This is a genomic window from Nitrospirota bacterium (assembly GCA_035873375.1).
GTDB lineage: Bacteria > Nitrospirota > Thermodesulfovibrionia > Thermodesulfovibrionales > JdFR-85 > BMS3Bbin07.
Window position 1 is genome coordinate 25,080 of record JAYWMQ010000028.1, and the last position, 22,040, is coordinate 47,119.

Consider the following 22,040-nt stretch of genomic DNA (forward strand, 5'->3'; position numbering starts at 1 on the left):
CTGAAGCACGATGTGAAGGATTTGAAACTTGCCAGACAGGGCAGGTTGAGGATCGAATGGGCAGAGATGGAAATGCCTGTGCTCAGAAAGATCCGGGAGCAGTTTGAGAAGGAAAAACCGTTTAAGGGTATCACGATAGCTGCATGTCTGCATGTTACAACCGAGACAGCCAGTCTTATGGAGACCCTTAAGGCTGGTGGCGCAAAGGTGGTGCTCTGTGCATCAAACCCCCTCAGTACACAGGATGATGTTGCAGCATCACTTGTAAAATATTCCAAAATACCTGTTTTTGCCGTTAAGGGCGAAGACAATCGCAAATATTACAGCCATATCCGCTCTGTGCTCTCAATCAAGCCGCACATAACCATGGATGACGGAGCTGATCTCGTATCCACCCTCCATACGTCTGAAAAGGATAAAACCGGGAACCTGATCGGCGGTACTGAAGAGACAACCACGGGTGTTGTAAGATTGAGGGCGATGGCTGAGAAAGGTATACTTGAGTATCCGATTATTGCTGTTAATGATGCCTATACCAAGTATCTCTTTGATAACCGGTATGGTACCGGACAGAGCACAATTGACGGTATTCTCCGGTCAACCAACAGGTTGATAGCAGGCTCGGTATTTGTAGTCAGCGGTTACGGATGGTGTGGGCGGGGCGTGGCAATGAGGGCCAGGGGCCTGGGGGCACGGGTTGTTGTGACAGAGGTTGACCCCCTGAAGGCACTTGAAGCCATTATGGACGGTTATGAATTAATGACCATAAAGGAGGCATCCCGCATAGGTGATATTTTTGTTACTGTTACGGGTGATATAAACGTAATATCAAGGGACTGTTTCAGGGGTATGAAGGATGGGGCAATTGTGTGTAATTCAGGACACTTTAATGTAGAGATAGATATCAAGGCCTTAAAGTCTCTGGCAAAGGCCTCACGAAAGATGAGGGATTTTGTTCAGGAGTTTACCCTGAAAAACAACAGACGCATATACCTGCTTGGCGAAGGAAGGCTCGTAAACCTTGCTGCCGCTGAAGGGCATCCCTCTGCAGTGATGGATATGAGTTTTGCCAACCAGGCACTCTGTGCCCGGTATATAGTGAAAAATCACAAAAAACTTCAGCAACAGGTTTACAGGGTGCCGGAGGAAATAGACAGAAAGATTGCGTCACTGAAATTAAAGGCAATGGGTGTAGTGATAGATAAACTTACCAGGGAACAGAACAAGTATCTCCACAGTTGGGAGATGGGGACGTAATTCGTAATCAATAGTTATGATTAATCTTAAGGCACTTTCAGAGGAAGAACTCACCGGGTTTCTCCTCTCTCTTGACCTTCCCGCCTTCAGGGTGAAACAACTCCTTTACTGGATATATGAGAAACGGGTCCTCCATATACAGGACATAACAGAACTGTCAAAAGCCCTAAGGGAGAGGCTTTCGAAGATAGCCTGTATCAGTAATCTCAAACTCCTTGAACGCAGGGTATCAATTGACGGGACCGAGAAGTTCCTTTTCGGCCTTGAGGATGGTGAAGCCATTGAGGCTGTTTTAATACCTGATAGTGACAGATTTACACTGTGTGTCTCTTCCCAGATTGGCTGTGCTATGGGTTGCAGGTTCTGTCTCACCGGGAAGATGGGTTTTATCAGAAACCTCCAGGCCCATGAAATAGTGGATCAGGTGATAGCGGTACAGAGGTTGATCGAACCACGGATGACGACGAATATTGTCTTTATGGGGATGGGAGAACCTATGAATAACCTTGATAACGTTTCTCACGCCCTTAAGAGGATGAATAGTCTGTTAAAGATATCCAGGAGGAGGATTACAGTCTCGACCTCTGGTGTTGTTCCCGGAATAAAGAGATTGGCAGGTCTTACTCCGGCTGTAAACCTTGCCGTATCACTAAATGCCACAACTGATGAGGTGAGGGAGCATATAATGCCTGTTAACAGGCGCTATCCTGTCAAGACACTGCTGCGGGCATGCAGGGAGTATCCCCTTGAACCGCGTAGAAGGATAACCTTTGAGTATATACTGTTTGAAGGCCTTAATGACTCTTCCGGGGATGCTGACAGACTTGTGAAGCTTCTCAAGGGGATACCTTCGAAGATTAATCTCATACCCTTTAACCCCTACAAGGGGGCTGAGTTCAGGAGGCCTCGTGAGGAAAGGGTGCAGTTCTTCAGGAGTCTGTTACAGACGGGAGGCCTTACAGCGATTGTGAGGAAGAGTAAGGGACAGGATATACTGGCTGCCTGTGGTCAGTTGAGGGGATATTACACGGGCAGGGTCTCCTGCCATTGTGTTTGAAACTACCCTTTGTCAAGCTGCTGTGTTACCAGCTTAATCAGTTCCTGGGTCTGTATCGGTTTTGGAAGGTAGGCATTGGCGCCTATGTCCATTGCCTTTTTTCTATCCTCCTCAGTCCCCTCGGTAGTTATTATTATTATCGGTATATTCCTGAATTCCGAATTTCCCCTCACGAGGCTTATCAGTTTCAGTCCGTCCATTACAGGCATATTTATATCGGCAAGGATAATGTCAGCCTTCTCTGTTGACAGCTTTTTAAGTGCATCAACGCCGTCGGTGGCTTCTATAACCTTTGACCCGGGGATTCGGCGCATGGCAAAGCTTATAAGTTGTCTCATTGTTGGTGAATCCTCAACTACCAGGATAGTTGGCATGGCCCCTCCTCTATTGTGTTGGTTTTCCTTTTAGAAGTGCAAGGAAGTTCTGGATAGTTGTGAACTCCCTCTCAGACCGGTTGTATAACCGGGATGAAAATATGGCAGTGGCTGCATGGCCTGCCAGAAGATTGAACAGTTCGTAATCAACATCGGAAAAACCGGTCTTCTGGTCGAGGAAGGAATAGATTGCAATCACACCAATCACATGCTCTTTGATCTTAAGTGGTATGCATACAATGGGGTTTGCGGGGTCCTCTGATTCCGTGTGAATCGATTCATCTGAAAAGTAGCTTTCCCCTTCCCTGACCACTTCTCCTATAACTCCCTTGTCTATTGGAATTTTTGCAGTATTGTCCATGTCAATATCTTCTGAGGCAATTGGTTCTAACTCTTCGAGCTTTTTATCAATTAACATTACAGAAAACTTCCTTGCACCTATCAGATTAATTATGATTTCAAGGACTATCTTCAGTACCTCTTCATAATCGAGTGTTGAGTGAAGTTGGTAACTTGCTACATACATATTGGCGAGGTTATTGTTTTCTTCTGCTACAAGTATATATTTCTGTGCAAAGTCCCTGTTCTCTGTCTCAGCTTTTCTGAATCTTTCTTTCAGGGACTCTGTCTCATCTTCAAGCATTCTGATATGGTTTTCATAATTCCTTATCTTTGCTGCATTGGAATCCTGTGCCTGGGCTTCTTCAAGTTCTGCAATCCTGAACCGGAGATGTTCGTTCTCCTTAAGGAGGTCTCTGGTAAATTCCTCCCCCTTTTTGAATATCTGTAAAAACTCGTCTGCCTTTTTCAGGATGCCGGGCTCCTTATCCTTATCCATCTTGATTTATTTTCCTTTCAACTGACAAAAATCACTTTTTACGTCTGGAGGGAGAGATTTATTTTTCTTTCATTACAACCCTTACAAGTTCTGAGGAAACCTCACTGAGGGGCAGGATCCTTTGTGCAGCGCCTGCTTTTATAACCTCATTGGGCATGCCAAAGACAACGGCAGTCTCTTCAGACTCGGTAATAGTATAACCGCCCCGCCTGAAAATTTCCACCATTCCCCTTGTTCCGTCATTTCCCATGCCGGTGAGCACAACGCCAAGAGTCATGTCTTTAAATATCTTTGCTGCTGATTCCATCATCAGGTTAATAGACGGCACATATCTGTCATTGTCTTCGGCATTTTTAAGCCTCGTATAAATCCTGTCATTCCCGGTCTTCAGCAGTAGGTGGCATCCCCCCGGGCATATAAGGGCCTTTCCGGGCTCAAGTGGTTCATCGTCCTCTGCCTCTTTAACCCTTATTGCCGAGAGTCTGTTCAGTCTTTCAGAGAATGAACCGGTGAATCCTCTGGGCATGTGCTGGCTTATAACTATCGGGGCCGGGAAGTTTTCCGGCATTTCTGTCAGGATTAACTGAAGTGCCTGGGGACCTCCGGTAGAGGCCCCGATGGCAACAATCCTGTCCGGAACTCTATTGGAGAAAACGGGAACCTTTTTCAACGGTCTTTTCCCGGATGTAACTCTCAGATTTCTGTTGAGCTTGCTCAGAGATGAGGCATCTATGTTCCTTACTTTTGCCAACAGGTCATTTTCAATGTTTTGAAGCTCAAACGATGCCCTTCTGGTTGGTTTGGCAATGAAGTCCACGGCACCCAGATCCAGTGCCTTGAAGACGGTTTTGCTGTCTGAATGGGAACTTACCATTATTACAGGTGTGGGACATTCTCTCATAAGCCATCTGAGGAAGCTGAACCCGTCCATCTCCGGCATCTCAAGATCCAAAGTGATTATATCCGGCCTGTAACGGAGAGTTTTACTTATGGCGTCTACTCCATTCACAGCAACCCCGATCACATCAACCATAGGGGTTTTCAACAGCATGTTTTTAATTGTCTGCCTGCTGAAGGCGGAATCATCGACAACCAGGACTTTTATCTTTTCCGGCATGAGATCATCCTTTGTAATGAAGATTTCTGTGATGAAGATTCCGGTTTCTGGTACACAAGGTCATGTTTGAGATGTTTGAGGGCAAAAGCGGTTGACATATTTATCAGGGACTCTGCATGTCCCAGGAGCAGGTACCCACCATCAGGCAACACATTATAAAATTCCTCTACCACCTTTTTCTTTGACGGCATGTCAAAATATATCAGCGCATTCCTGCAAAAGACTACATCCATACTGCCCAAAGAACTCATCTTTACCGCGTCAAACAGGTTGAGATAACCGAAATTCAAGAGCCTTTTCACCCTGTCGAGTATTTTGAAGGAACCATCCGGCAGGGGTTCAAAATATTTGTTGATATAATACCTCTCTATGGACCTGAAGGAGTTCTGTCTGTAAATCCCTCTTCTTGCAGTCTGGAGCACCCTTCTGTTGATATCACTGCCAAGAATTTCGATGTCCCAGCCGTTGAAAAGATTACTCTCAAGTATCAGCATGCCTATTGTATATGGCTCCTCACCTGTGGAACAGCCTGCTGACCAGATTCTTATCTTCCTGCTGTTTTTGTTCTTTTGTCTTAATTCCGGCAGTATCTCATCGCTGAAAGAGAGAAGCTGATTCTTTTCTCTAAAGAAATATGTTTCATTTACTGTGAGAACGTCCATTATAGCTGCAAGTTCATCTTCACGGTTTCTGTCGTAAAGGAGATACCTGTAGTAGTCCCTGTAATTGTTTATATTGTTTGTTCTGAGCCTGGCCGTGAGGCGTTTTTCGAGCAGATATCTGGCACTGTCGTCAAAGTAGATTCCTGAATAGTCCCTGATGAGATCTCTAAGGAGTCTGAAAGCATCGTCGGAGAGGGCAAAGGCCTCATGTTTTTCAAACACCTAAGGCCACCTCGATAGCCTTTCTGACAGTAGGGTCGTCTTCAATATCATATATCCCTTCAAGACAGACTCTTGATTGTTGAGTGCCTGTTTTTGACAGTACCTGTACGGCAGCAAGTCTTGTCGCCCAGTCCTTACTGAAGAGATGTGGTTCAACCTCGTTTTCCACGTCAGGAAATGATGAAAGTGACAGGATTGCCGTTCTTCGAATCTCTCTATCATCTGACAGGAGTAATTTTATCAGGGACTCTCTGGCCTCTTTTCTGTCATTGAAGAGCGAAATTGACTCAATAGCCTGTGTTACAACAAAACCATTAGCATCTTTTAACAACCCTGTCAGCGTTTTCAGAGATAAATCATTTTTGTATCTGGAGAGTGCGCGGGCTGCCGAGGCCCTGACGATTTCGTCAGGGTCATTTGTCATAACGATGATGGAGTTCAGGGTATCCATGTCACCAGGCAAAGAAAGATTTTCTGTGGCAATAGCACGTATCTCTGCTGACTCATCAGTTAATGCCGTACGGAGGTATCTGTTTGCATGTTCGCCTCCGATCATGGATATCGCCTTTACAGCAGCCTTTCTCACTTCTTCAGACTCGTCCTTTACTGCAAAACCAAGTGCTTCAATTGACTCCCCGGCATGGATGTTTCCGAGAATAAGGGCGGTATTTTTCCTTGAGAGTATATTCGGAGAATTTAGCTTATCGATCAGCTCGTTAATGGAAAGGAACTTTTTCAGTTCGGTCAGTGCAGCAACTGCAGCTTCCTGTACGTCCGGATAGGGATGTATGAGGAGAGGGAAAATTTCTTCTACAGCCCTCCTGTCTCCTATCCAGCCCAAACCCCTTGCAGCATAAGCAACCACATGGCCGTCGTGTTCCATCAGGAGCCATAAGAGTATGTCGTAAAACGCAGGGTTTTGAAGTTCGGAAATGACCTCAACTATTAATCTGCTCCTTTCAGGGATTTCCGTCTTTACGATGGGGATAAGGTAATCAGGGTCTTCCTTGCCGATAAAGACCAGTGAACGTTTAACCGTATCCCTGAGAAACTCGTCTTTGGAAAGTTCAAGGAGCGGTCTTATTGCACGATGGTCACATAGAAGACCGAGAAGGACAATTGCCGGGCCTTTGACATCCTTGTTTTTATGGTTGATGTGTCTTACCAGTATGTCAAAGGCATCATCACCAAGTATGTTGTGAAGTTGTTCGGATATGAACTCCTCAGATGCTCCGGCCTGGTAGAATTTCTCAATGGTCCTCAGTGTTTCTTCCACAATGGAGCGTCTCTGGTCATGGAGAAAGGGGATGATTTCCTTCAGTGTTTCGGGTTCCGAGAACTCCGAGAGTGACTTAAGGGCCGGTTCGGTAAGAAGGCTGTTTTTGAGGACCTTCAAGAGATAAGGGATGACGGTTCTGTCCCCTATCTGCCCAAGGGCATCCACTGCGGGGTAAGCTGTCCAGACCTCTCCGGTCTCTATGATCTCCACAAGGGAGCCTATAACAGAGGCTTCCTTGAGCCTTCCAAGGCACTCAACGGCTGATGCCCTTACATTGACATCCTCATCCTTTATTGCCCTGAGCAGCAGGGGCAGGACCTCCTTTCCACCGATAAATCCCAGGACATCAATGATAAACTTTCTCACGTCGTGATTATCAGACTCAAAGGCATCGATGAGTTGAGGAACCGCTTTTTTGCCGAGCGTTATAAGGGCCTCTATCGCGGTATTGCGTGCCCCCGCATTATCTTCAACATAAAGAAGACCGATCAGGTCTTTTATATAACTATCCGGGCTGAAGCCCTCAAGCAGGACATTGAGTGCGGTTTTCCTTATTCTCCAGCTTTCATCCTTAAAAGAATCAAGAACGTAATTCAGACCCTCAGGCCTGTTCTTCATGGAGAGGATATTCTGCCGCCTTGATTCTATCTCTTTATTTTTTGTCTTTTTCGGGTCTTCTCTTGACACTTTCCCTTCCATGAGGGCTCACCTCTTCATTTTTCAGTTTTTTCCTGGATCTCTTCAACTTGATTTTTTCCTCGCTTGTGAGTATACGTTCAATATCGAGAATTATTATTACCTTGTTGCTGTTGGAAGTTTTTGCCCCAACATAGGCATCTTTCTGTCCGAGTCCTTTTATAAACTCCGCCCTGAACCCTTTAAAGAGTTTAGGGGGCTTTGATATCTTTTCTTCGGATATTTCCACTATATCCGTCACGTTATCCACAAGCAGACCAACCTTGTCCTCTTCAAGCCTGATAAGGATGACCCTCTGTTTGCCGGTCTTCTCCGTTATGCCAAACCTGATCCTCAGGTCAATGACAGGGATAATCTCTCCCCTTACGGTTATCACTCCGGAGACGAAATCCGGAAGTTCCGGTATTTTGCACAACTCCTGAGTTTTGAGTATCTCAACAACACCCTGAATGTCCATGCCGAAGTTCTCATCAGCAATATCAAAGATAGTGTATCTCATTGAGCACTGGTCCTGAAGAGTTCCACTTCTTTTCTCAATACCTCCACTTCGTTATGCAGGGATGTAATGAAGAGCGAGACCTCTTTAACATTCCTTGTTGTTTCCTTCCCTATCACCATAACCTCTTCCATTGCCTCTATGATCCTCCTGTTGACTTTCTGCTGTTCAGCCGAGGCCCTTGCTATCTCAGCAGTCTTCTCGTTTGCGAGTTCGATATTATCTGTGATAAATCGGGTACTCTCTGCCTGTTCATCCGTGGCATTTCTGGCAGCCTCCATTGACTCCTTGATTGAACTTATGCTTTCAAGGAGAGAGGCCGTGCCCCTTTCCTGTTGCTCTGTTGTCCTGTTGACATCCAGAATCATATTCTTGATATGCTCGATGGCATTGACGATAAGCTCAAGCCCCTTTGCCTGCTGCGCGGCGGCACGCTCAATGCTTGCTGCCATTTGTGTGGATTTTTGCGAGGCCTGCAGTATCTCTCTCAGGGTATCACCGGTCTTGAGTACCACATGGTTTCCCTCTTCAACCATCCTGACGGTCTCCATCGTACTCTCCATGGCCTCTCTAATCTCCTTCTGCAGGGTTGAGACAATGGTTGCAATGTCACGTGTGGATGCTGCGGTTTTTTCCGAGAGGTTCCTCATTTCATCGGCAACTATGGAAAAACTCTTTCCATGCTCCCCGGCCTGAACAGCGAGTATCTGTGCATTCAGGCTGAGCATGCCTGTCTGTTCAGTCACATCCTTGATAACCGACAGTATCTTTTCAATATCCCTTGACCTTCTTCCGAGCCTTTCAATTGTCTCTGTGAGGGAGTTGACGGAATTTTCAATCCTTTCCATCCCCTCAATTGCATCTACAACGGATAACATGCCCTTTTCTGCAATAATATTTGTTGTCCGGTTGCTCAGTTCAGCGGATTCCTTGATGGTTTTTTCTACTTCCTTGACAGAGGCATTGATTTCCTCAATAGAGTTTGAAGCCTGGTGTACGGCAGAAGTAGCATTATCCGCCATTGATGCTACTTCCTGTGCCGACTGTGTCAGTCCTGCCACTGTGGAGTATGAATTACTGATATTTCTATTGAGATTGCCTATATTGGATGCTATCTCCTCTGATGAGGCCCTCATCTCAAGGAGCGCAGATACATTGTCATTTGACAATGAGAGGAGTTTTTCCGTATTGGCTATAGTCTGTTCCTGGGACCCGGAGGCATTTTTAACAGCCTTTGATATCTCCTCCAGGAACCTCTGTCGATTACTTATCCCGTTTATTACATTCTTGAATGTCAGGTTTAACTGGCTTATTGCCGCAGAGACATTGCCTGTGATACTTTTTAGTTTCCTCACCGTGACCAGGAGCCGTTCAATGAGGAAGTCAAACCCCTTTGCTATGATTCCGATCTCATTGTCTTCTACAATCTCTATCTTCTGCGTGAGGTCTCCAAGTGTGACCTTTTCTATGTTTGCGCTTAAACTCTCTATCTGTGTGCCGATATGCCTTTGAAAAAAGAGGTAGATCAGAAAGGTCAGGACAAGAAAGACGATACCCTGAAGTATCAGATTGGTGAGGATGAAAGCCATATCAGGTTTTACCTTTTTATAATGTACCGTTACTGTTCCGACCTTTCTATCCCCTTCCATTATTGGTGTCTCCATGCTTTGTGAAGCCCTCTCTTCAGGTGACCGAGCTTTTCTGAGCAGAAGCTTGCTGTTTTTGGTTACCTCTATTTCGACTATGTTTTCATCCTCGATAGCCCCGTCTGTTATCTGTTCAAGATATGTATAATCCTGACTTGTATTAACAGCGGCTGCAGCGTTTTCAATCAGGGTGGATACCATGTATATTCTTTTTCTTAAATCATTCTCGATTGTGATATTATGCCGGGAAAAAGACCAGTACCAGATAAAGGACTGTCCTATAAGGAGTATTATAAGGACCCTGAGTATGAATGTTGTGGAAAGTTTCTTTTTTATCTTCATGCGCATTCCTTGAAAGAATTTCTGTCTAAAAGGTATCTCATATCATCTTCAGTCTCGACATGATATCCCTTATCCAGGCATAGTCGTCACCATGTGCCTCAACAAAACCTGTATAGTGTTCATCAATGGATTTCAGTACCGTTATCCCTTCAGTGCCGGTATCCTTCAGCGCGAGGATGGCGGATTTTATCTCTTCTGCACTTTCCTCGGGTATATCCCTGGTAATACATATATTGAACTCGGGTATTTCTTCAGAGAATTTTATAAATTTCAATCCCTGTTCCTTATATTTATCCGCAGTTGATTCCATTACTCCTCCAGCGTCATACCCACCTGAAAGCACTGCCTTTGCCACATCATCGTGATGGCCGAGATAGTTATAGAAGAGGAGGTCGTCAAGGTCTATGCCGGCTTCAAGTAACATATACCGTGGCACTATATGAGATGAGGTAGACTCCTGATCGCCAAAGGCAAATGAGCAGTCCCTCAGGTCCTCAATGCTTGATACAGGGCTGTCACTCCTTGCAATAATGACCGAGTGGTGAAAGGGCTTGCCGTCCCTCAGGGCCTTGGCAATTACCCTTACGCCATAATCACGATTGGCCTTTATGTATGTTGAGGGGGTCATATAGCAGAGTTGTGTTACACCACTGCCGATCTCCTTTATTGCACTGTTGAAATCCACGCCCACCTTTAATTCCACCTTCTTGCCGAGTTTCCTGCCCAGGTACTCAGCGAGGGGGGTAAACTTTCTATACATATCCGCCGGAGATTCCAGGGGTATTACACCGAGCCTGAGGGTCTTTTCAGGCCTTGCGGATACAGAGAATCTGAAACTTTCCATTTCCGTCACAATAAGTTCGGAGTCTTTAACGAGGGACCTGAGAGAATTGTTGACCTTGAATGAGAGGTTCCTGTTTTTAACCGGAAGGTCTGATATATTTTCTGCAGATCTCTTTATCTGTTCAGACTCTGTTTTCTGTTCATTTATGGCGCTGGCTATCTGCTGACTCTTTTCTGAAACCACATCAGTGCTCTTTATTATCTGTTTGCTCTGCAGGGATTGCTCCTCTGTAGCGGTTTTCACCTGCACGGCTATATCCTTAACCTTCTCCGCGGCATTCGTTATAAGGTTCATTCCCCTTGATTGCTCGGATGTTGCCTTTGCAATCTGACTTGCCATATTACGGACATTTTCCATTGACCTTGATACAAACCGTGCTGCCTCAGCCTGCTCCGAAGTTGAGTGTTCAATGGCCGTAGACATCTCTGAAGAAAGCTGTGCGCTCTCCACAATCTTTTTCAGTACCCCTGAGGCCTCCTGTGAGAGCCCGAGTCCCTCATTGACCGATTCAAGGCCGTGCTTCATTGCATCCACTGCGTCCCTGACCTCCTGCTGCACCGTCTGTATCAGTGATGAAATCTCCTGGGTAGAGAAGGATGTCCTTTCTGCGAGGTCTTTTATTTCATCGGCAACAACAGAAAACCCCTTGCCGTGTTCTCCTGCCTGGGCTGCCAAAATAGCCGCATTCAGTGCAAGGAGATTCGTCTGGTCGGTAACATCGTCGATTACTGTGAGTATCTTTCCTATCTCTTCCGACCTCCCGCCGAGCTTCTTTATATACTCTGCGGTCTTTTCAACAGAGGTCTTTATCCGTTCCATCCCCTCGATAGTCTTCCCGATGGAAGTCATTCCGTAAGTGGATGCCTCGTTCATGACCCGTTCACTCAATTTGGCGGATTCCTTGGTATTCCCTTCGACTTCCCTGATAGAGGCTGTAATCTCTTCAATTGCTGAAAGGGTGTCCTCAGCAGACCTGAAGAGATCATCAGCGCTCAGCGCAACCTCTTTTATGGAAGATGAGAGTTCCTCAATGGAAGCTGATGTAGATTCGGTTGATTCAAAGAGTTCGTTGCTGTTGTTGGCGATCTGGGAGGTGCTGGCAGCCATCTCTTCAACCGCAGCGGTGGTCTGTTCTGAAGATGCCGCAAGGTCTTCCGTATTTGCTGCAATCTCGGTGATTGCAGCGTTCAGTTCCTCTATGGAAGAGGAGATATTCGAAATAGCCTCGGCTTCGAGTTGAGTGCCTTCAAGAATATCCCTCGACTCCGATTCAACCTCTGAGGAGACCTTGGAGATTCTTTTAGTGACGTCCTTTACCCTCTGGAGGATTGAAGATATGGATTGAAGCGCATCCTGCAGCGCAGTGCTCGCCTGTCCGATTTCATCGGTAGAATCTATATCGACATTGAAGGTCAGGTCTCCATCCGAGAGGAGCCTGGCAGCCTTTTCTATCTTCTTTATCGGGTTAAGCACTATCTTTCTCAGAAGCAGCCACATAATAAAAGAGAGTATGGCTATGGCAAACAAGGAAGCGATGATAGTAACAGTTGCCATCTCTGCAATCTTTTCTTTCTCACTTTCAAGTGTCATGGAGACCTTGACCGCCCCGATGAAAGGGCTGTCAATCTTGTGGCATTTTTGGCATGCAGATCTTTTTATCAGTGGCTTGTAAACGGTCATTAGCCCGTTTTCGATCAGGGCGTAAGGGGAGAGGTTTGTCCTGAACCTTTCGACATAGCGCTTCTCTGTTGCAGGTGCTTTTCTGTCAAATGCTACCCGGCCTTCATGATTCAGGATAGTGATGGCCTCTACGCCTTTAAGTGCCTTGAGGTCGCCTGCCATGGCTTTGGTGATTTCAGCCCGTCCTTCAATCATGGTCCTTTCAATGCTTGTGCTGATTACCGTTGCGGTTTCAAACATTTTTTCCTGTGCGGTTTCGTAGATGTTTTTCTTCTGAAGATAAATAACCGTAGTTACGGCAAAGATAGCGCCCAAAATAATGACTGATATAACTACTCCAAGGACCTTTTTTTCAAGTTTTCCCATTCTCTTCTCCTTTGAGAGGCTTAACTATAAGGTATAAAGGTATAATTCAGTATTATAATAACCTATTGATTACCTTGAGGATGCGCCTTTTTTGTTATAGTTAACCCAAGCGCCTCCTCAGTCCTGAGTATTGTCATAAAGATTCCATCGGAGATAATAATACCTTCAATAAATCTTGCCTCTTCTTCTGTGATATGTGGAGGGGCCGGGTTGAGGTCTGATTCGGGCATCCGCCTGACCCCGACAATCCTGTCTGCCATAACACCGATAGGCCCCCTTGGGCCTCTGACAATAACTATCTTGGCCCTTTGAGTGACCCTGTTCCGGTTTCTGTCCGTATCCGGGATTTTTTCAGTATCAGTGATATTCAGTCTTGCCTTCAGGTCCACAATGGGGACCATCTTTCCCCGTAATGAACTTAGCCCCTTTACATAAGACGGAGTTCCGGGGACGGGTGTTATAGCGGGTGGATGGGCTATCTCCTGCACATCCCTCATATGGAAGGCATATGTTTCCGGTCCAAGCTGAAAACAGAGCAGATCAATCCTTACCTCCGGTGTCTCAACCCCGATTGATTCCTCAGGAGAGGCTTTCTCCCCTGATTCTGCCGGCCCTTCCTTGATAACAGGTTTGGTATTTTCCGTCTTCTCTTCAGTGGTTTTCAACGTCTCAGTTTCCGTATCAGAAGGTTTGTGAGTAGATGGCTTTGCTGTCTTTCCGGCCTGTGCAGCCTTTTTCCTGATTTTAGCTATATCCATCAGAGTCCGAGTTCCTCCACTGCATCCATGACATTGGTGTTGTCAATGAGTTGAGAGTCTTTTGAGAAGGCATCAAGCAGTGCCGAGGTTGCAATACTGTTTATAAGTCTCGGTATTCCCCCGGAATATATGTGGATAAGGCCTATCGCTTCATCAGTAAAGAGTCTGGTTTCCCTGCCTGATACCTTCAACCTGTGGTTGATGTATTCCGAGACCTCTTCTTCAGACAGGGGCGGCAGGTGATAGAATATCCCGATCCTCTGCCTAAGTGGGGCATATGCCCTGTGTTTCAACCGTCTGAGAATATCCGGTTGAGCCACAAAAATCAGGCTTATAAGGTTGGTATCGTCGAGCTGGAAATTGGTAAGGAGCCTTATTTCTTCAAATGTCTCCTTTTTAGGTATAAGCTGTGCCTCATCAATAATAATCACAGGTGTAATGCCGTTTTCATGGTCCTCATAGACCTTCCGGTAAATAGCATCCAGGAGGTCATCCTTATGATTAAAAGGAGGTTTTACCTCCATGCGGCGCGCGATTGTTCTTAAAAACTGGTTTGCCGTCAGCCTTGGATTCACGATAAGTATTATCCTGTATTGGTCATTCAAAGAGTCCATTAAAGCCCTTGTGAGCGTGGTCTTTCCGCATCCTATCTCACCTGTAAATAATATGGTTTCCTTTTCTTCCACAACGTACTGAAGTCTTGCAAAGGCCTCCTCATGTGCCTTGCTGAGATAGAGAAACCGGGGATCCGGGGTCTTGTTGAAAGGTCTTTCACTCAACCCGTAAAAGTCTTTATACATGTACCAGTCCCTTGTGCCTGAGCAGGATTTCCTCTGTCAAGGTCTCAACGTCTATGACAAGTATGACATTGTGCCTGCCGATTTCCGTAACACCTGCAACCCCCTTTAATCCCTCGAAATATCCACCGAGGGACTTTATAACAATCTCCTGCCCACCAATAAGTTCGTCTACAAGGAGTCCAACCCTCCGTTCTTCGTATCCGGAAACCACAATATATCGGCTCTCATGATGGCCGCTTTCACGGGTCTGAGAACCGATTTCGAAAAAATCCGATACCGGCATAACAGGCAGCAACTCTCCCCTCAGGTTATACACTTTTTTGCCTTCTATGCTCTGAAGGGCATCCCTGTCGACTATCAGGGTCTCGGAGATCGATGACAGTGGTAAGGCAAAGGTATTGATGCCGACTCTTATCAGCAGTGACTTGATAATGGCAAGGGTGATGGGGATGGAGAGAGAGAATCGCGTATAAATGTCTTTTTCCGTCCTTACATCCACAAACCCGCCTATCGAAGATATCCGGTTTTTAACCACATCCATGCCGACTCCTCTTCCCGACACCTCTGTTACCTTCTCTTTTGTGCTGAATCCTGCCCTGAAGATGAAGCCTATCAATTCTGTATCGTCTATCTCTGTTCCGGCAGTAATAATCCCTTTTTCCAGGGCTTTTTCCCGTATCACTTCCGTGTCAATTCCTCTGCCGTCGTCCTCTATTTCTACTATTACGTTATTGCCACGTTGAAAAGCCTTAACCCTGATGGTTCCCCTTTCAGGCTTGCCCCTTCTCTTTCGTTCTTCAGGGCTCTCTATCCCGTGGTCTATGGCATTTCTGACAATGTGCATCAAGGGGTCCACGATCTCTTCGGCGATGAATTTATCCAGCTCGGTCTCCTCTCCAAAGACCGTCAGATTAACGGGTTTTCCTATCTCCTGAGAGTATCGTTTTACTATCTGTGCAAGGCGTGAAAATATCTGACCGATAGGCACCATACGAATCTCCAGTACCTGCTGCTGTAATTCCGACAGTCTCCTTTCAAGACTCTGGTATGCCCTGTGCATATCAAAGACAAGCTCTGAGTGCCCGTAGATTCCTGCAAGTTCGCCTTCTATGCGTTTAATGGCCCCCTTGGTAAGCGTGAGTTCTCCAATTGTGTTGAGTATCCCGTCAAGTTTTTCTATATCCACTCTTACAGTGGTTGAAATGCTTTTTAGTGAAGGCTGTAGTTTCCGGGCTGTTGTCTTTTTAGGCTTGCTGCCCGTAATCTGTTCGGGCGCAATGCCAATGGCGGTTTTCAGGGAATCAGGGTCTTTGTCGGATGCAAAGAGAAGTTTGAATCCAAGAGAGTCTGGCGGCATGTTTTCAGAGGTGGGGAGGATTGATATCAATTCCCCTTGCTTTTTGATCTTTTCTGTAAGTTCAGCAAGTGCTTTGTCAAAGTCTTCAAGGGAGAAGACCGCATTTATGGTGAATATTGCCCTCTTCTTTTTTATATTTGCTCTCAGTCTCTGTTCTTCATAATTGGAGAGTACACTGATAATTGCCTCATCAATAACGCCGCTTAATGACTCCTGCTTTTGCCGGCTTGAGGTCTTCCGACCGAATACCTTTATATCTTCAAGATAAGGTGTTACATCAAAATCATTCCCCTGCTCTGCCTTTTTAAGCAATTCTCTCAGGATGTCAATGTTTTTGAAAAGGAATCTGATAACATCATCGCTGACCTCGATATTGCCAAGCCTCAGACTGTCAAGGATCTCCTCAATGGCATGGCTCAGATCTTTTAGTCCCTCAAGCCCGAAGAGGCCTGAAATCCCCTTTAGTGTATGGATGGATCGAAAGAGGGCATTAACAGTGTCGGGATTAGCCCCTGTCTCAGCGGATTCCTGAAGTTCGAGGAGATGTTCCTCGGCCTCTCCAAGTAACTCTTCCGCCTCTGAGATAAACTCCTTTTTTGATGAATTCATGAACTTAAAACCAACCGAATCTTCTCCTGAAAGTCTTCAGGCCTGAAGGGTTTTGTAATATATGCCTCTGCCCCAAGTGCCAATCCCCTCTTTTTATCCTCCTCCGACCTTTCAGTACTCACTATGATCATTGGTATGTCTTTATATTGCGGTGTGGTTTTTACAAAGTTAATCAACTCAATGCCGTTTATATCAGGCATATTTATATCTGTTATTATCAGACTGAAACCTTCGGTAGGGAGTATTTTGAGGGCCTCAAAGCCTGTGCCAGCCTCAAAGACCTGATACTCTTCTCCAAGGTCCTCAATAATTGTTCTCATCATGGAGCGGGTTGATTCGGAGTCTTCTACCACAAGTATGTTTTTCACTTCTCACCTCCGGATTTCCGACCATGGGCCGGGAATAATGGCCATCTACAGTAAACGTTTTGTTATACAGTTTTCTGGTTTGAGTGTGAGTGTAAGGAGTTTAAAACAAATTTCAGGAAAGAGACCCTGTCTCCGGATGCAGCGGGTTCTATTAGTCATAAATTGACTCACTGCCGTGAAGCACCTGCCATGCTACGGTTTGTGTAGCGTTCAATTTCCTGATCAGGATGCCCGGGGCTTTGCTCAAATAGCTTCACAACTGAAGTATATCAAGAAAAAATCGATACTGTCAACAAATTCTAATGCCCTAAATTACCGGGAGGGAACCGGTTAACCAGTGTTCTGTCTCAATTTTTGAGCACTGTCCTTCAGTTTTGCTAATTGACAATCGAAAGTCATGCAATATAATCTATAAAGTAAAGGGGAGGTATTTATGAATGGGGCAAGTTCTTTCAGAAGTTTTGGACTGATTTTCGTGCTTCTGCCCATACTTGTGGTCCTGTCGGGCTGCAACGCCGATTCCACTGTTGAGTCTCAGGAGATAATTGCAACTCAAGAGACTCTCGAGGCTCAGGATGTAACGGTTCAGCCTGAAGAGGATCAGACAAGTGTGATCAGAAACCCGGCGATGGGATGGGTGTTGTATGCTGATGCATTTGCTGATTTCCCTCAGGCCGATATATATTGGGAAAGCCAGAACCCTTATGCAGGGAGTGCGAGCATCCTTTATATAAGACTTCCATGGTCCCAGCTTGAACCAACAGAAGGCGTTTATGCATGGGAAGACGACCAGAACTTTAAAGACCTCATTCAGGGCGCGCTGGACAGGGGACTCAAGCTTGCCTTCCGCGTCTATGTCGACAGTGAAGGCTCTTACCAGCAGGCAACACCTCAGTATGTAATAGATGCCGGGGCAGATGGGGCTGTCGATACAAAAGGCAGATGGAGCCCGTATGTTGACGACCCTGTTTTTCAGGAGAAGTTCTCCTTGTTCCTTAACGCCTTTGGCAAGGAATACAATGACCCTGCTGTTGTTGATTTTGTTGACGGCAATGGTCTTGGAGTCTGGGGGGAAGGAAATCGATTGAAGTTGCAGGAGGGGGATGTATCCGCTGTGCTCCGCTGGATTACCGGAGCGTATGCAGCAAACTTTACACGTGTGCTTTTGGGTGTTCAATACAACAAGAACTCAACCGGATTTGGTCTGGACAATATTGATGCTGTTGCCCTTGAAGAATACGGATATGTGATACGCAAAGACACCCTGGGTCTTCCATACTGGTTCATAGAGGCCGACAAAGAGAGGATTCGAAGTCACTTTCCCGGAATTCCCTTTTACGCGGAAAATGTTTATCAGTACCTTCAGTCCCGGAGGAAGTGGGAAAATGATTATGATACCCTGCGGGCAGCGCTTGAGGCAGTCCTCAATGACGCCTTGTCCCTGCATGCAAATACACTGGACCTTCGCATTCCTGAAGACACGGAAGCCTGGTTTTCAGAGGCCCCCGACCTGGTACAGGAGTTTATTGTCAAAGGTGGATACCGTTTGATTCCTGCGGAAATTACCTATCCTGACAGAGTAGAGCAGGGAGGAGAGATAACCATATCACATACCTGGAAGAATACAGGTGTCGGGGTGCTGCCCAATAACAAGCCCCAATGGAATTACAAGTACAAGGTTGCCTTTGCCTTGATCGACCCTGCAACAGAGCAGGTTGTGTTCAGGGCCATTGACGGGGTTGCAGAGCCTTCTGCCTGGGTAGAAGGGGGTCAATATTCCTACACACTAAAGGCTTTTCTTGATTCAGTGCCGGCTGGGAGTTACAAGTTGGGATGTGCAATTATAGATTCCACCCTGGATAACACGCCTGCCATTAGTCTTGCAATCCTGAATGAAAAAACGGATTCCGGCTGGTATATCCTGGGCGATATATCGGTGGATTAACAATACCTCTTTATTGGTGATAACCGGGAGCAGCCTTAATGCTGTTCCCGGTTGTTAACATTTTTACCATTGAAAAGCCACATTGGCACTGGCTCCAATCTCTTCTTTTGCAAAATCGTATGCGCCGGCAAGATCCAATCTTAATCCAAGGAGACCTAATCCAAGACCTGCTGTAGCCACAAAGTTTGATCCGCTCTCTGCCACGTTCTTGTATCCCCCCGCCCTGAGGGTGAAGAGATCACTTAATATCTTTCCTTTGGTTCCAAGTGCCTGCTCGAATCCAACAGCAACCTGCCGCTCCTTATATCCCGGCGTAAGGGTCTCGTTGGAGGTAACATCTATATCAAGTGCGACAGTTGCCCCCCGCCATGGCAGAAAGGCGGCACCAGCCCTTATCTGTGGGGCTATCTTTATATCGCTGCCCCTTGCAGAGGAGAATGAGGGGCCTGTAAGGTACTTTCCAACGGCTCCAAGCCTTAACTTCTCCGACGGTATCCAGATTACACCAATATCCCCTGTTATCTTCTGGCCGGTGCGTTTGTTATTTTTTACCTTTTCCACGATATTGGTATCGCTGGTATTAAAGGCAAGGATAGACTCAAAGTAGGTGGCGGCATCCATAAGTTTAACTGTGGCCCCAACGTGGAGGGTATCGTTGATAAAACCGTGTGCCAGGCTCAGACTGTATTCAATAGTCTGTAAGCCGGTGAGGTCTATTGCTGACGTATTGTTGGCAATAGATTGGGGGAGGACATCGGGGATGGGTTTAACATTAATTAGGTCGATCCTTGGCACAGCATTTGCGTAGCCTATGCCTGTTACACCTATTGCCAGGGCCATACCCTTGATGTCGGCACTTGCAATAGCCCCTGCCTGGCCATTGATGTCTATTCTGCTGCCATTTTTATCTAACTTGAGGAGTATATCCACCAAGCGGACTACATCATCCGGGTTGTCATAGAATTCCGAATCACTAATCTCTCTCCCGTTAAGGACAGTATCAATATCGTCCCACAAGTCTGCAAGGCCACTGTGGTCCTTGACAACCGCCCCGACGTGAGCCCTGATATCCGTTACCCTGTGCTGGGCACTCAGGCCGGCAGGATTCCAGTATATAGCCGTAGCATCTGATGCAACTGCAACATGAGCACCTCCCATGCCCATGGCCCGCGGTCCTATTGTTACAAATTCCGCTGCAAAGGCACTGGTTGTCAGAAGAAGGAAAGAGAGTCCCAATAAAAAAATATGTCTTACACCTGCCATCGCCATACCTCCTTTAAATCGTTCCGTTAATTTAACAAGTAGTATAGTATCACTTAGCCCGAATGTCTTTATTTTGGTGTTGTTGTTTGAGCAATGCGTTATCTCCTTGATTTTGCCGGATGAGACCATGGGGCCTGTTTTGCCCTTTTTTCAGATTCTGCTTTCGAAGGCTGGCTTCTTTTAAAGACATCCATCCCGACAAGAGTGGATGCCCAGTCATGCTCAGGTTCGGTTTCCTGGGTAAGGAGCCATGTTGCCGTCAATATTTCCTGGCCGTCAATCATTTGCAGTTGTCCGGACCAGGCGGTTACAGAGTGTGAATTTCCACTTTTATTAACCCAGGCAACAGTAAATCCGACAGCCTGACTCTGACCGTAAGGTTCTGTGTCTGTAGTGCCTGCCAGGGTATAGATGCCTTGTGCATCTCCGACAGCAGTCTGGTATGTTCCCGACACAGAATTTCCATCTACCTGTAGATTCATTTCTGAACCCAACTCGTTATACCAGGTGCCTTCCAATCCCATTGATTCCCTCCATTTTTGATATGAATTTTCAGGTTTTAAGGTGGCTTCTTATCATTTCCCCCATTTTTTAGATCGAGAATGATATTGTAGAATCCAGGAACTACGTACAGCTATATATAGCGAGGAGCTTAACAATGCAACCATCCCTTCTATAATATCCCATAAGTAAAGAATAATCAACTGGTCAAGGAGTAATTGGGCTTGTATTTATACATTGCCTATCAGTTATCGTTGGTTCCCAAGCCGCCCCTTTCTACCAATAAATTCTCGTTAATCCCCTCGTTCCGGACACCCTCCTTGGCAATTATCCAATATTATACGTATTACGTATTTCCTGATATTAGAGCATAAATACGAAAAACGATAATTTTTTCTTTATAAAATAACAATCAGAGAGTGCATGTGTTTCTAAAATGTGATATAGTATAGGGTAGTTTGGGGGAGAAATAAGTAGTTCGTATATTAATTGTTATCAAAAAACTATATTGAGGATATGCTAAAATATACGCATGAAAGCTGAAAGAACGGGAGGATTTGATGATAAAGCAATATAAAATAATAGTAGAAAAACATCCTGATGGCTACGTTGCCTATCCATTGGGACTGAGAGGGATAGTGGTAGGACAAGGTGAGACCTACGAAGAAGCACTTTCGGATGTAAAATCAGCAATAAAATTTCATATTGAAACATTCGGAGAAGAAGTTCTTGAAGTTGATTCACCAGTTCTTGAAGCTTTTGTAGCAGAGGCTGGAGTAGAAGCATAAATGACAAAATTCCCAGTTGATGCTCCCAAACGGAGGGTAATAAAGGCATTAGAAATTTTAGGGTTTATGATTGTAAGGGAAAGAGAACATATTTCAATGGTTAGAGAAAATCCAGAGGGGACAAAAACTCCTTTAACAATGCCCAATCATCCATACATAAAAGCTTCGACATTAAGAACCATATGCACACAAGCAAGGATATCAAGGAAAGAATTTTTAGATGCATACAACAAGACATGATCAATAGATAACAATGCCTTCTTCCAGCGGACGGCAAATAGCCGCCGCTGAATTCGGTCGTTGAGGCGAATAAAAAGTGAATAATAAATCGTCAAAAGGAAATGTTTTTTTGGCCCTTCATACATGATGAGGCCTCTGCGAGAGAAGCAGCAAAACAAGGATGGATTGCAGCATTATTTAGCGGCGGGATAACGCTTTTAATAATAATTATTGGCAGTACTCCCTATTATAGTTTAGTTTTAGTTGATGTGGGATGAATCTTTTTAAATAGGTTATGGCTACCGCATTTTACTCAAATCAAACGCATGTTCACAGGTATGCTGTTCACGCACGAGTCTAAAAGGAGAAAACTTCCATTTAAAACGCTGTTTGTATTTGAATGCAGCAAATGCAGTAATGAAATTGTTTTTCGCATCGATCTTTGTAATATAAGTAAATGTTTGCTTAGTTCCAGGCTCGACGAAATAGTATTGATAGTTATCTGGAATTATATTTTCTTCAAATATCTTCAAAGGAAATTTCAACCTGTGAGAAT

Annotated in this window: 20 protein-coding genes; 5 read left to right on the top strand and 15 right to left on the bottom strand. The window is 45.5% G+C overall.

The annotated features are described in order from the left end of the window. Together ahcY and rlmN are read left to right on the top strand one after the other, a co-directional pair. Window positions 1-1,257, top strand: coding sequence for an adenosylhomocysteinase (ahcY, locus tag VST71_06440; protein MEC4685351.1), 1,257 nt, complete (start codon window positions 1-3; stop codon window positions 1,255-1,257). Between the two features lie 16 nt (window positions 1,258-1,273). Next, a complete protein-coding gene (gene rlmN / locus VST71_06445; protein MEC4685352.1) occupies window positions 1,274-2,314 on the top strand; it encodes a 23S rRNA (adenine(2503)-C(2))-methyltransferase RlmN in 1,041 nt (346 codons plus the stop codon). Window positions 2,315-2,316: 2 nt separating this feature from the next. On the opposite strand, the gene VST71_06450 is transcribed toward rlmN, so the two are convergent. The 12 genes from VST71_06450 to VST71_06505 form a co-directional block, all read right to left on the bottom strand. After that, the gene (locus tag VST71_06450; GenBank protein MEC4685353.1) at window positions 2,317-2,688 is read right to left on the bottom strand and encodes a response regulator; all 372 of its coding nucleotides are present in this window, start codon (window positions 2,686-2,688) and stop codon (window positions 2,317-2,319) included. Window positions 2,689-2,698: 10 nt separating this feature from the next. Next, window positions 2,699-3,526, bottom strand: coding sequence for a GAF domain-containing protein (locus VST71_06455; protein ID MEC4685354.1), 828 nt, complete (start codon window positions 3,524-3,526; stop codon window positions 2,699-2,701). A gap of 58 nt (window positions 3,527-3,584) precedes the next feature. Then, window positions 3,585-4,643 carry a chemotaxis response regulator protein-glutamate methylesterase gene (locus VST71_06460; GenBank protein ID MEC4685355.1) on the bottom strand — a complete coding sequence of 353 codons (1,059 nt, stop codon included), beginning with the start codon at window positions 4,641-4,643 and terminating at the stop codon, window positions 3,585-3,587. Then, window positions 4,628-5,527, bottom strand: coding sequence for a protein-glutamate O-methyltransferase CheR (locus VST71_06465; protein MEC4685356.1), 900 nt, complete (start codon window positions 5,525-5,527; stop codon window positions 4,628-4,630). The genes VST71_06460 and VST71_06465 overlap by 16 nt, the downstream gene beginning before the upstream one ends. Then, on the bottom strand, window positions 5,520-7,505 hold the full coding sequence (locus tag VST71_06470) for a HEAT repeat domain-containing protein (GenBank protein MEC4685357.1): 1,986 nt from the start codon (window positions 7,503-7,505) through the stop codon (window positions 5,520-5,522). The genes VST71_06465 and VST71_06470 overlap by 8 nt, the downstream gene beginning before the upstream one ends. Then, a complete protein-coding gene (locus tag VST71_06475; protein MEC4685358.1) occupies window positions 7,459-8,001 on the bottom strand; it encodes a chemotaxis protein CheW in 543 nt (180 codons plus the stop codon). The genes VST71_06470 and VST71_06475 overlap by 47 nt, the downstream gene beginning before the upstream one ends. Continuing rightward, complete coding sequence (locus tag VST71_06480; GenBank protein ID MEC4685359.1) at window positions 7,998-9,986, bottom strand: methyl-accepting chemotaxis protein; 1,989 nt, start codon at window positions 9,984-9,986, stop codon at window positions 7,998-8,000. The genes VST71_06475 and VST71_06480 overlap by 4 nt, the downstream gene beginning before the upstream one ends. Window positions 9,987-10,023: 37 nt before the next feature. Further along, window positions 10,024-12,876: a phosphate/phosphite/phosphonate ABC transporter substrate-binding protein gene (phnD, locus tag VST71_06485; protein ID MEC4685360.1), complete on the bottom strand. Its 2,853-nt coding sequence runs from the start codon at window positions 12,874-12,876 to the stop codon at window positions 10,024-10,026. A 62-nt stretch (window positions 12,877-12,938) separates the two neighbouring features. After that, on the bottom strand, window positions 12,939-13,634 hold the full coding sequence (locus VST71_06490) for a chemotaxis protein CheW (protein MEC4685361.1): 696 nt from the start codon (window positions 13,632-13,634) through the stop codon (window positions 12,939-12,941). Next, window positions 13,634-14,434: an AAA family ATPase gene (locus tag VST71_06495; protein MEC4685362.1), complete on the bottom strand. Its 801-nt coding sequence runs from the start codon at window positions 14,432-14,434 to the stop codon at window positions 13,634-13,636. The genes VST71_06490 and VST71_06495 overlap by 1 nt, the downstream gene beginning before the upstream one ends. Further along, a complete protein-coding gene (locus VST71_06500; GenBank protein MEC4685363.1) occupies window positions 14,427-16,400 on the bottom strand; it encodes a chemotaxis protein CheA in 1,974 nt (657 codons plus the stop codon). Before VST71_06500 ends, VST71_06495 begins: the two co-directional genes overlap by 8 nt. After that, the gene (locus VST71_06505; GenBank protein ID MEC4685364.1) at window positions 16,397-16,768 is read right to left on the bottom strand and encodes a response regulator; all 372 of its coding nucleotides are present in this window, start codon (window positions 16,766-16,768) and stop codon (window positions 16,397-16,399) included. Before VST71_06505 ends, VST71_06500 begins: the two co-directional genes overlap by 4 nt. A gap of 433 nt (window positions 16,769-17,201) precedes the next feature. On the opposite strand from VST71_06505, the gene VST71_06510 reads away from it, so the two are divergent. After that, window positions 17,202-18,713 (top strand): DUF4832 domain-containing protein, encoded by a 1,512-nt coding sequence (locus VST71_06510; protein ID MEC4685365.1) that lies wholly within the window; start codon window positions 17,202-17,204, stop codon window positions 18,711-18,713. 63 nt (window positions 18,714-18,776) lie between these two features. Here VST71_06510 and traF read toward each other — a convergent pair whose 3' ends face one another. Together traF and VST71_06520 are read right to left on the bottom strand one after the other, a co-directional pair. Beyond that, a complete protein-coding gene (gene traF / locus VST71_06515) occupies window positions 18,777-19,976 on the bottom strand; it encodes a conjugal transfer protein TraF (GenBank protein MEC4685366.1) in 1,200 nt (399 codons plus the stop codon). A 98-nt stretch (window positions 19,977-20,074) separates the two neighbouring features. Then, window positions 20,075-20,500: an avidin/streptavidin family protein gene (locus tag VST71_06520; GenBank protein MEC4685367.1), complete on the bottom strand. Its 426-nt coding sequence runs from the start codon at window positions 20,498-20,500 to the stop codon at window positions 20,075-20,077. A 540-nt stretch (window positions 20,501-21,040) separates the two neighbouring features. On the opposite strand from VST71_06520, the gene VST71_06525 reads away from it, so the two are divergent. Continuing rightward, entirely contained in the window at window positions 21,041-21,265 is a 225-nt protein-coding gene (locus tag VST71_06525; protein MEC4685368.1) for a type II toxin-antitoxin system HicB family antitoxin, read from the top strand. Further along, complete coding sequence (locus VST71_06530; protein ID MEC4685369.1) at window positions 21,266-21,505, top strand: type II toxin-antitoxin system HicA family toxin; 240 nt, start codon at window positions 21,266-21,268, stop codon at window positions 21,503-21,505. It begins immediately after the preceding gene. A gap of 278 nt (window positions 21,506-21,783) precedes the next feature. On the opposite strand, the gene VST71_06535 is transcribed toward VST71_06530, so the two are convergent. Continuing rightward, a partial coding sequence (locus tag VST71_06535; GenBank protein MEC4685370.1) for a hypothetical protein occupies window positions 21,784-22,040 on the bottom strand: 257 nt, incomplete at its 5' end.

Bases quoted from the DNA above. Each gene is read 5' to 3' on its own strand.
- rlmN (MEC4685352.1), top strand. From the start codon at position 1,274: ATGATTAATCTTAAGGCACTTTCAGAGGAAGAACTCACCGGGTTTCTC.
- VST71_06450 (MEC4685353.1), bottom strand. From the start codon at position 2,688: ATGCCAACTATCCTGGTAGTTGAGGATTCACCAACAATGAGACAACTT.
- VST71_06455 (MEC4685354.1), bottom strand. From the start codon at position 3,526: ATGGATAAGGATAAGGAGCCCGGCATCCTGAAAAAGGCAGACGAGTTT.
- VST71_06460 (MEC4685355.1), bottom strand. From the start codon at position 4,643: ATGCCGGAAAAGATAAAAGTCCTGGTTGTCGATGATTCCGCCTTCAGC.
- VST71_06470 (MEC4685357.1), bottom strand. From the start codon at position 7,505: ATGGAAGGGAAAGTGTCAAGAGAAGACCCGAAAAAGACAAAAAATAAA.
- VST71_06475 (MEC4685358.1), bottom strand. From the start codon at position 8,001: ATGAGATACACTATCTTTGATATTGCTGATGAGAACTTCGGCATGGAC.
- VST71_06480 (MEC4685359.1), bottom strand. From the start codon at position 9,986: ATGAAGATAAAAAAGAAACTTTCCACAACATTCATACTCAGGGTCCTT.
- phnD (MEC4685360.1), bottom strand. From the start codon at position 12,876: ATGGGAAAACTTGAAAAAAAGGTCCTTGGAGTAGTTATATCAGTCATT.
- VST71_06490 (MEC4685361.1), bottom strand. From the start codon at position 13,634: ATGGATATAGCTAAAATCAGGAAAAAGGCTGCACAGGCCGGAAAGACA.
- VST71_06495 (MEC4685362.1), bottom strand. From the start codon at position 14,434: ATGTATAAAGACTTTTACGGGTTGAGTGAAAGACCTTTCAACAAGACC.
- VST71_06500 (MEC4685363.1), bottom strand. From the start codon at position 16,400: ATGAATTCATCAAAAAAGGAGTTTATCTCAGAGGCGGAAGAGTTACTT.
- VST71_06510 (MEC4685365.1), top strand. From the start codon at position 17,202: ATGAATGGGGCAAGTTCTTTCAGAAGTTTTGGACTGATTTTCGTGCTT.
- traF (MEC4685366.1), bottom strand. From the start codon at position 19,976: ATGGCAGGTGTAAGACATATTTTTTTATTGGGACTCTCTTTCCTTCTT.
- VST71_06520 (MEC4685367.1), bottom strand. From the start codon at position 20,500: ATGGGATTGGAAGGCACCTGGTATAACGAGTTGGGTTCAGAAATGAAT.
- VST71_06530 (MEC4685369.1), top strand. From the start codon at position 21,266: ATGACAAAATTCCCAGTTGATGCTCCCAAACGGAGGGTAATAAAGGCA.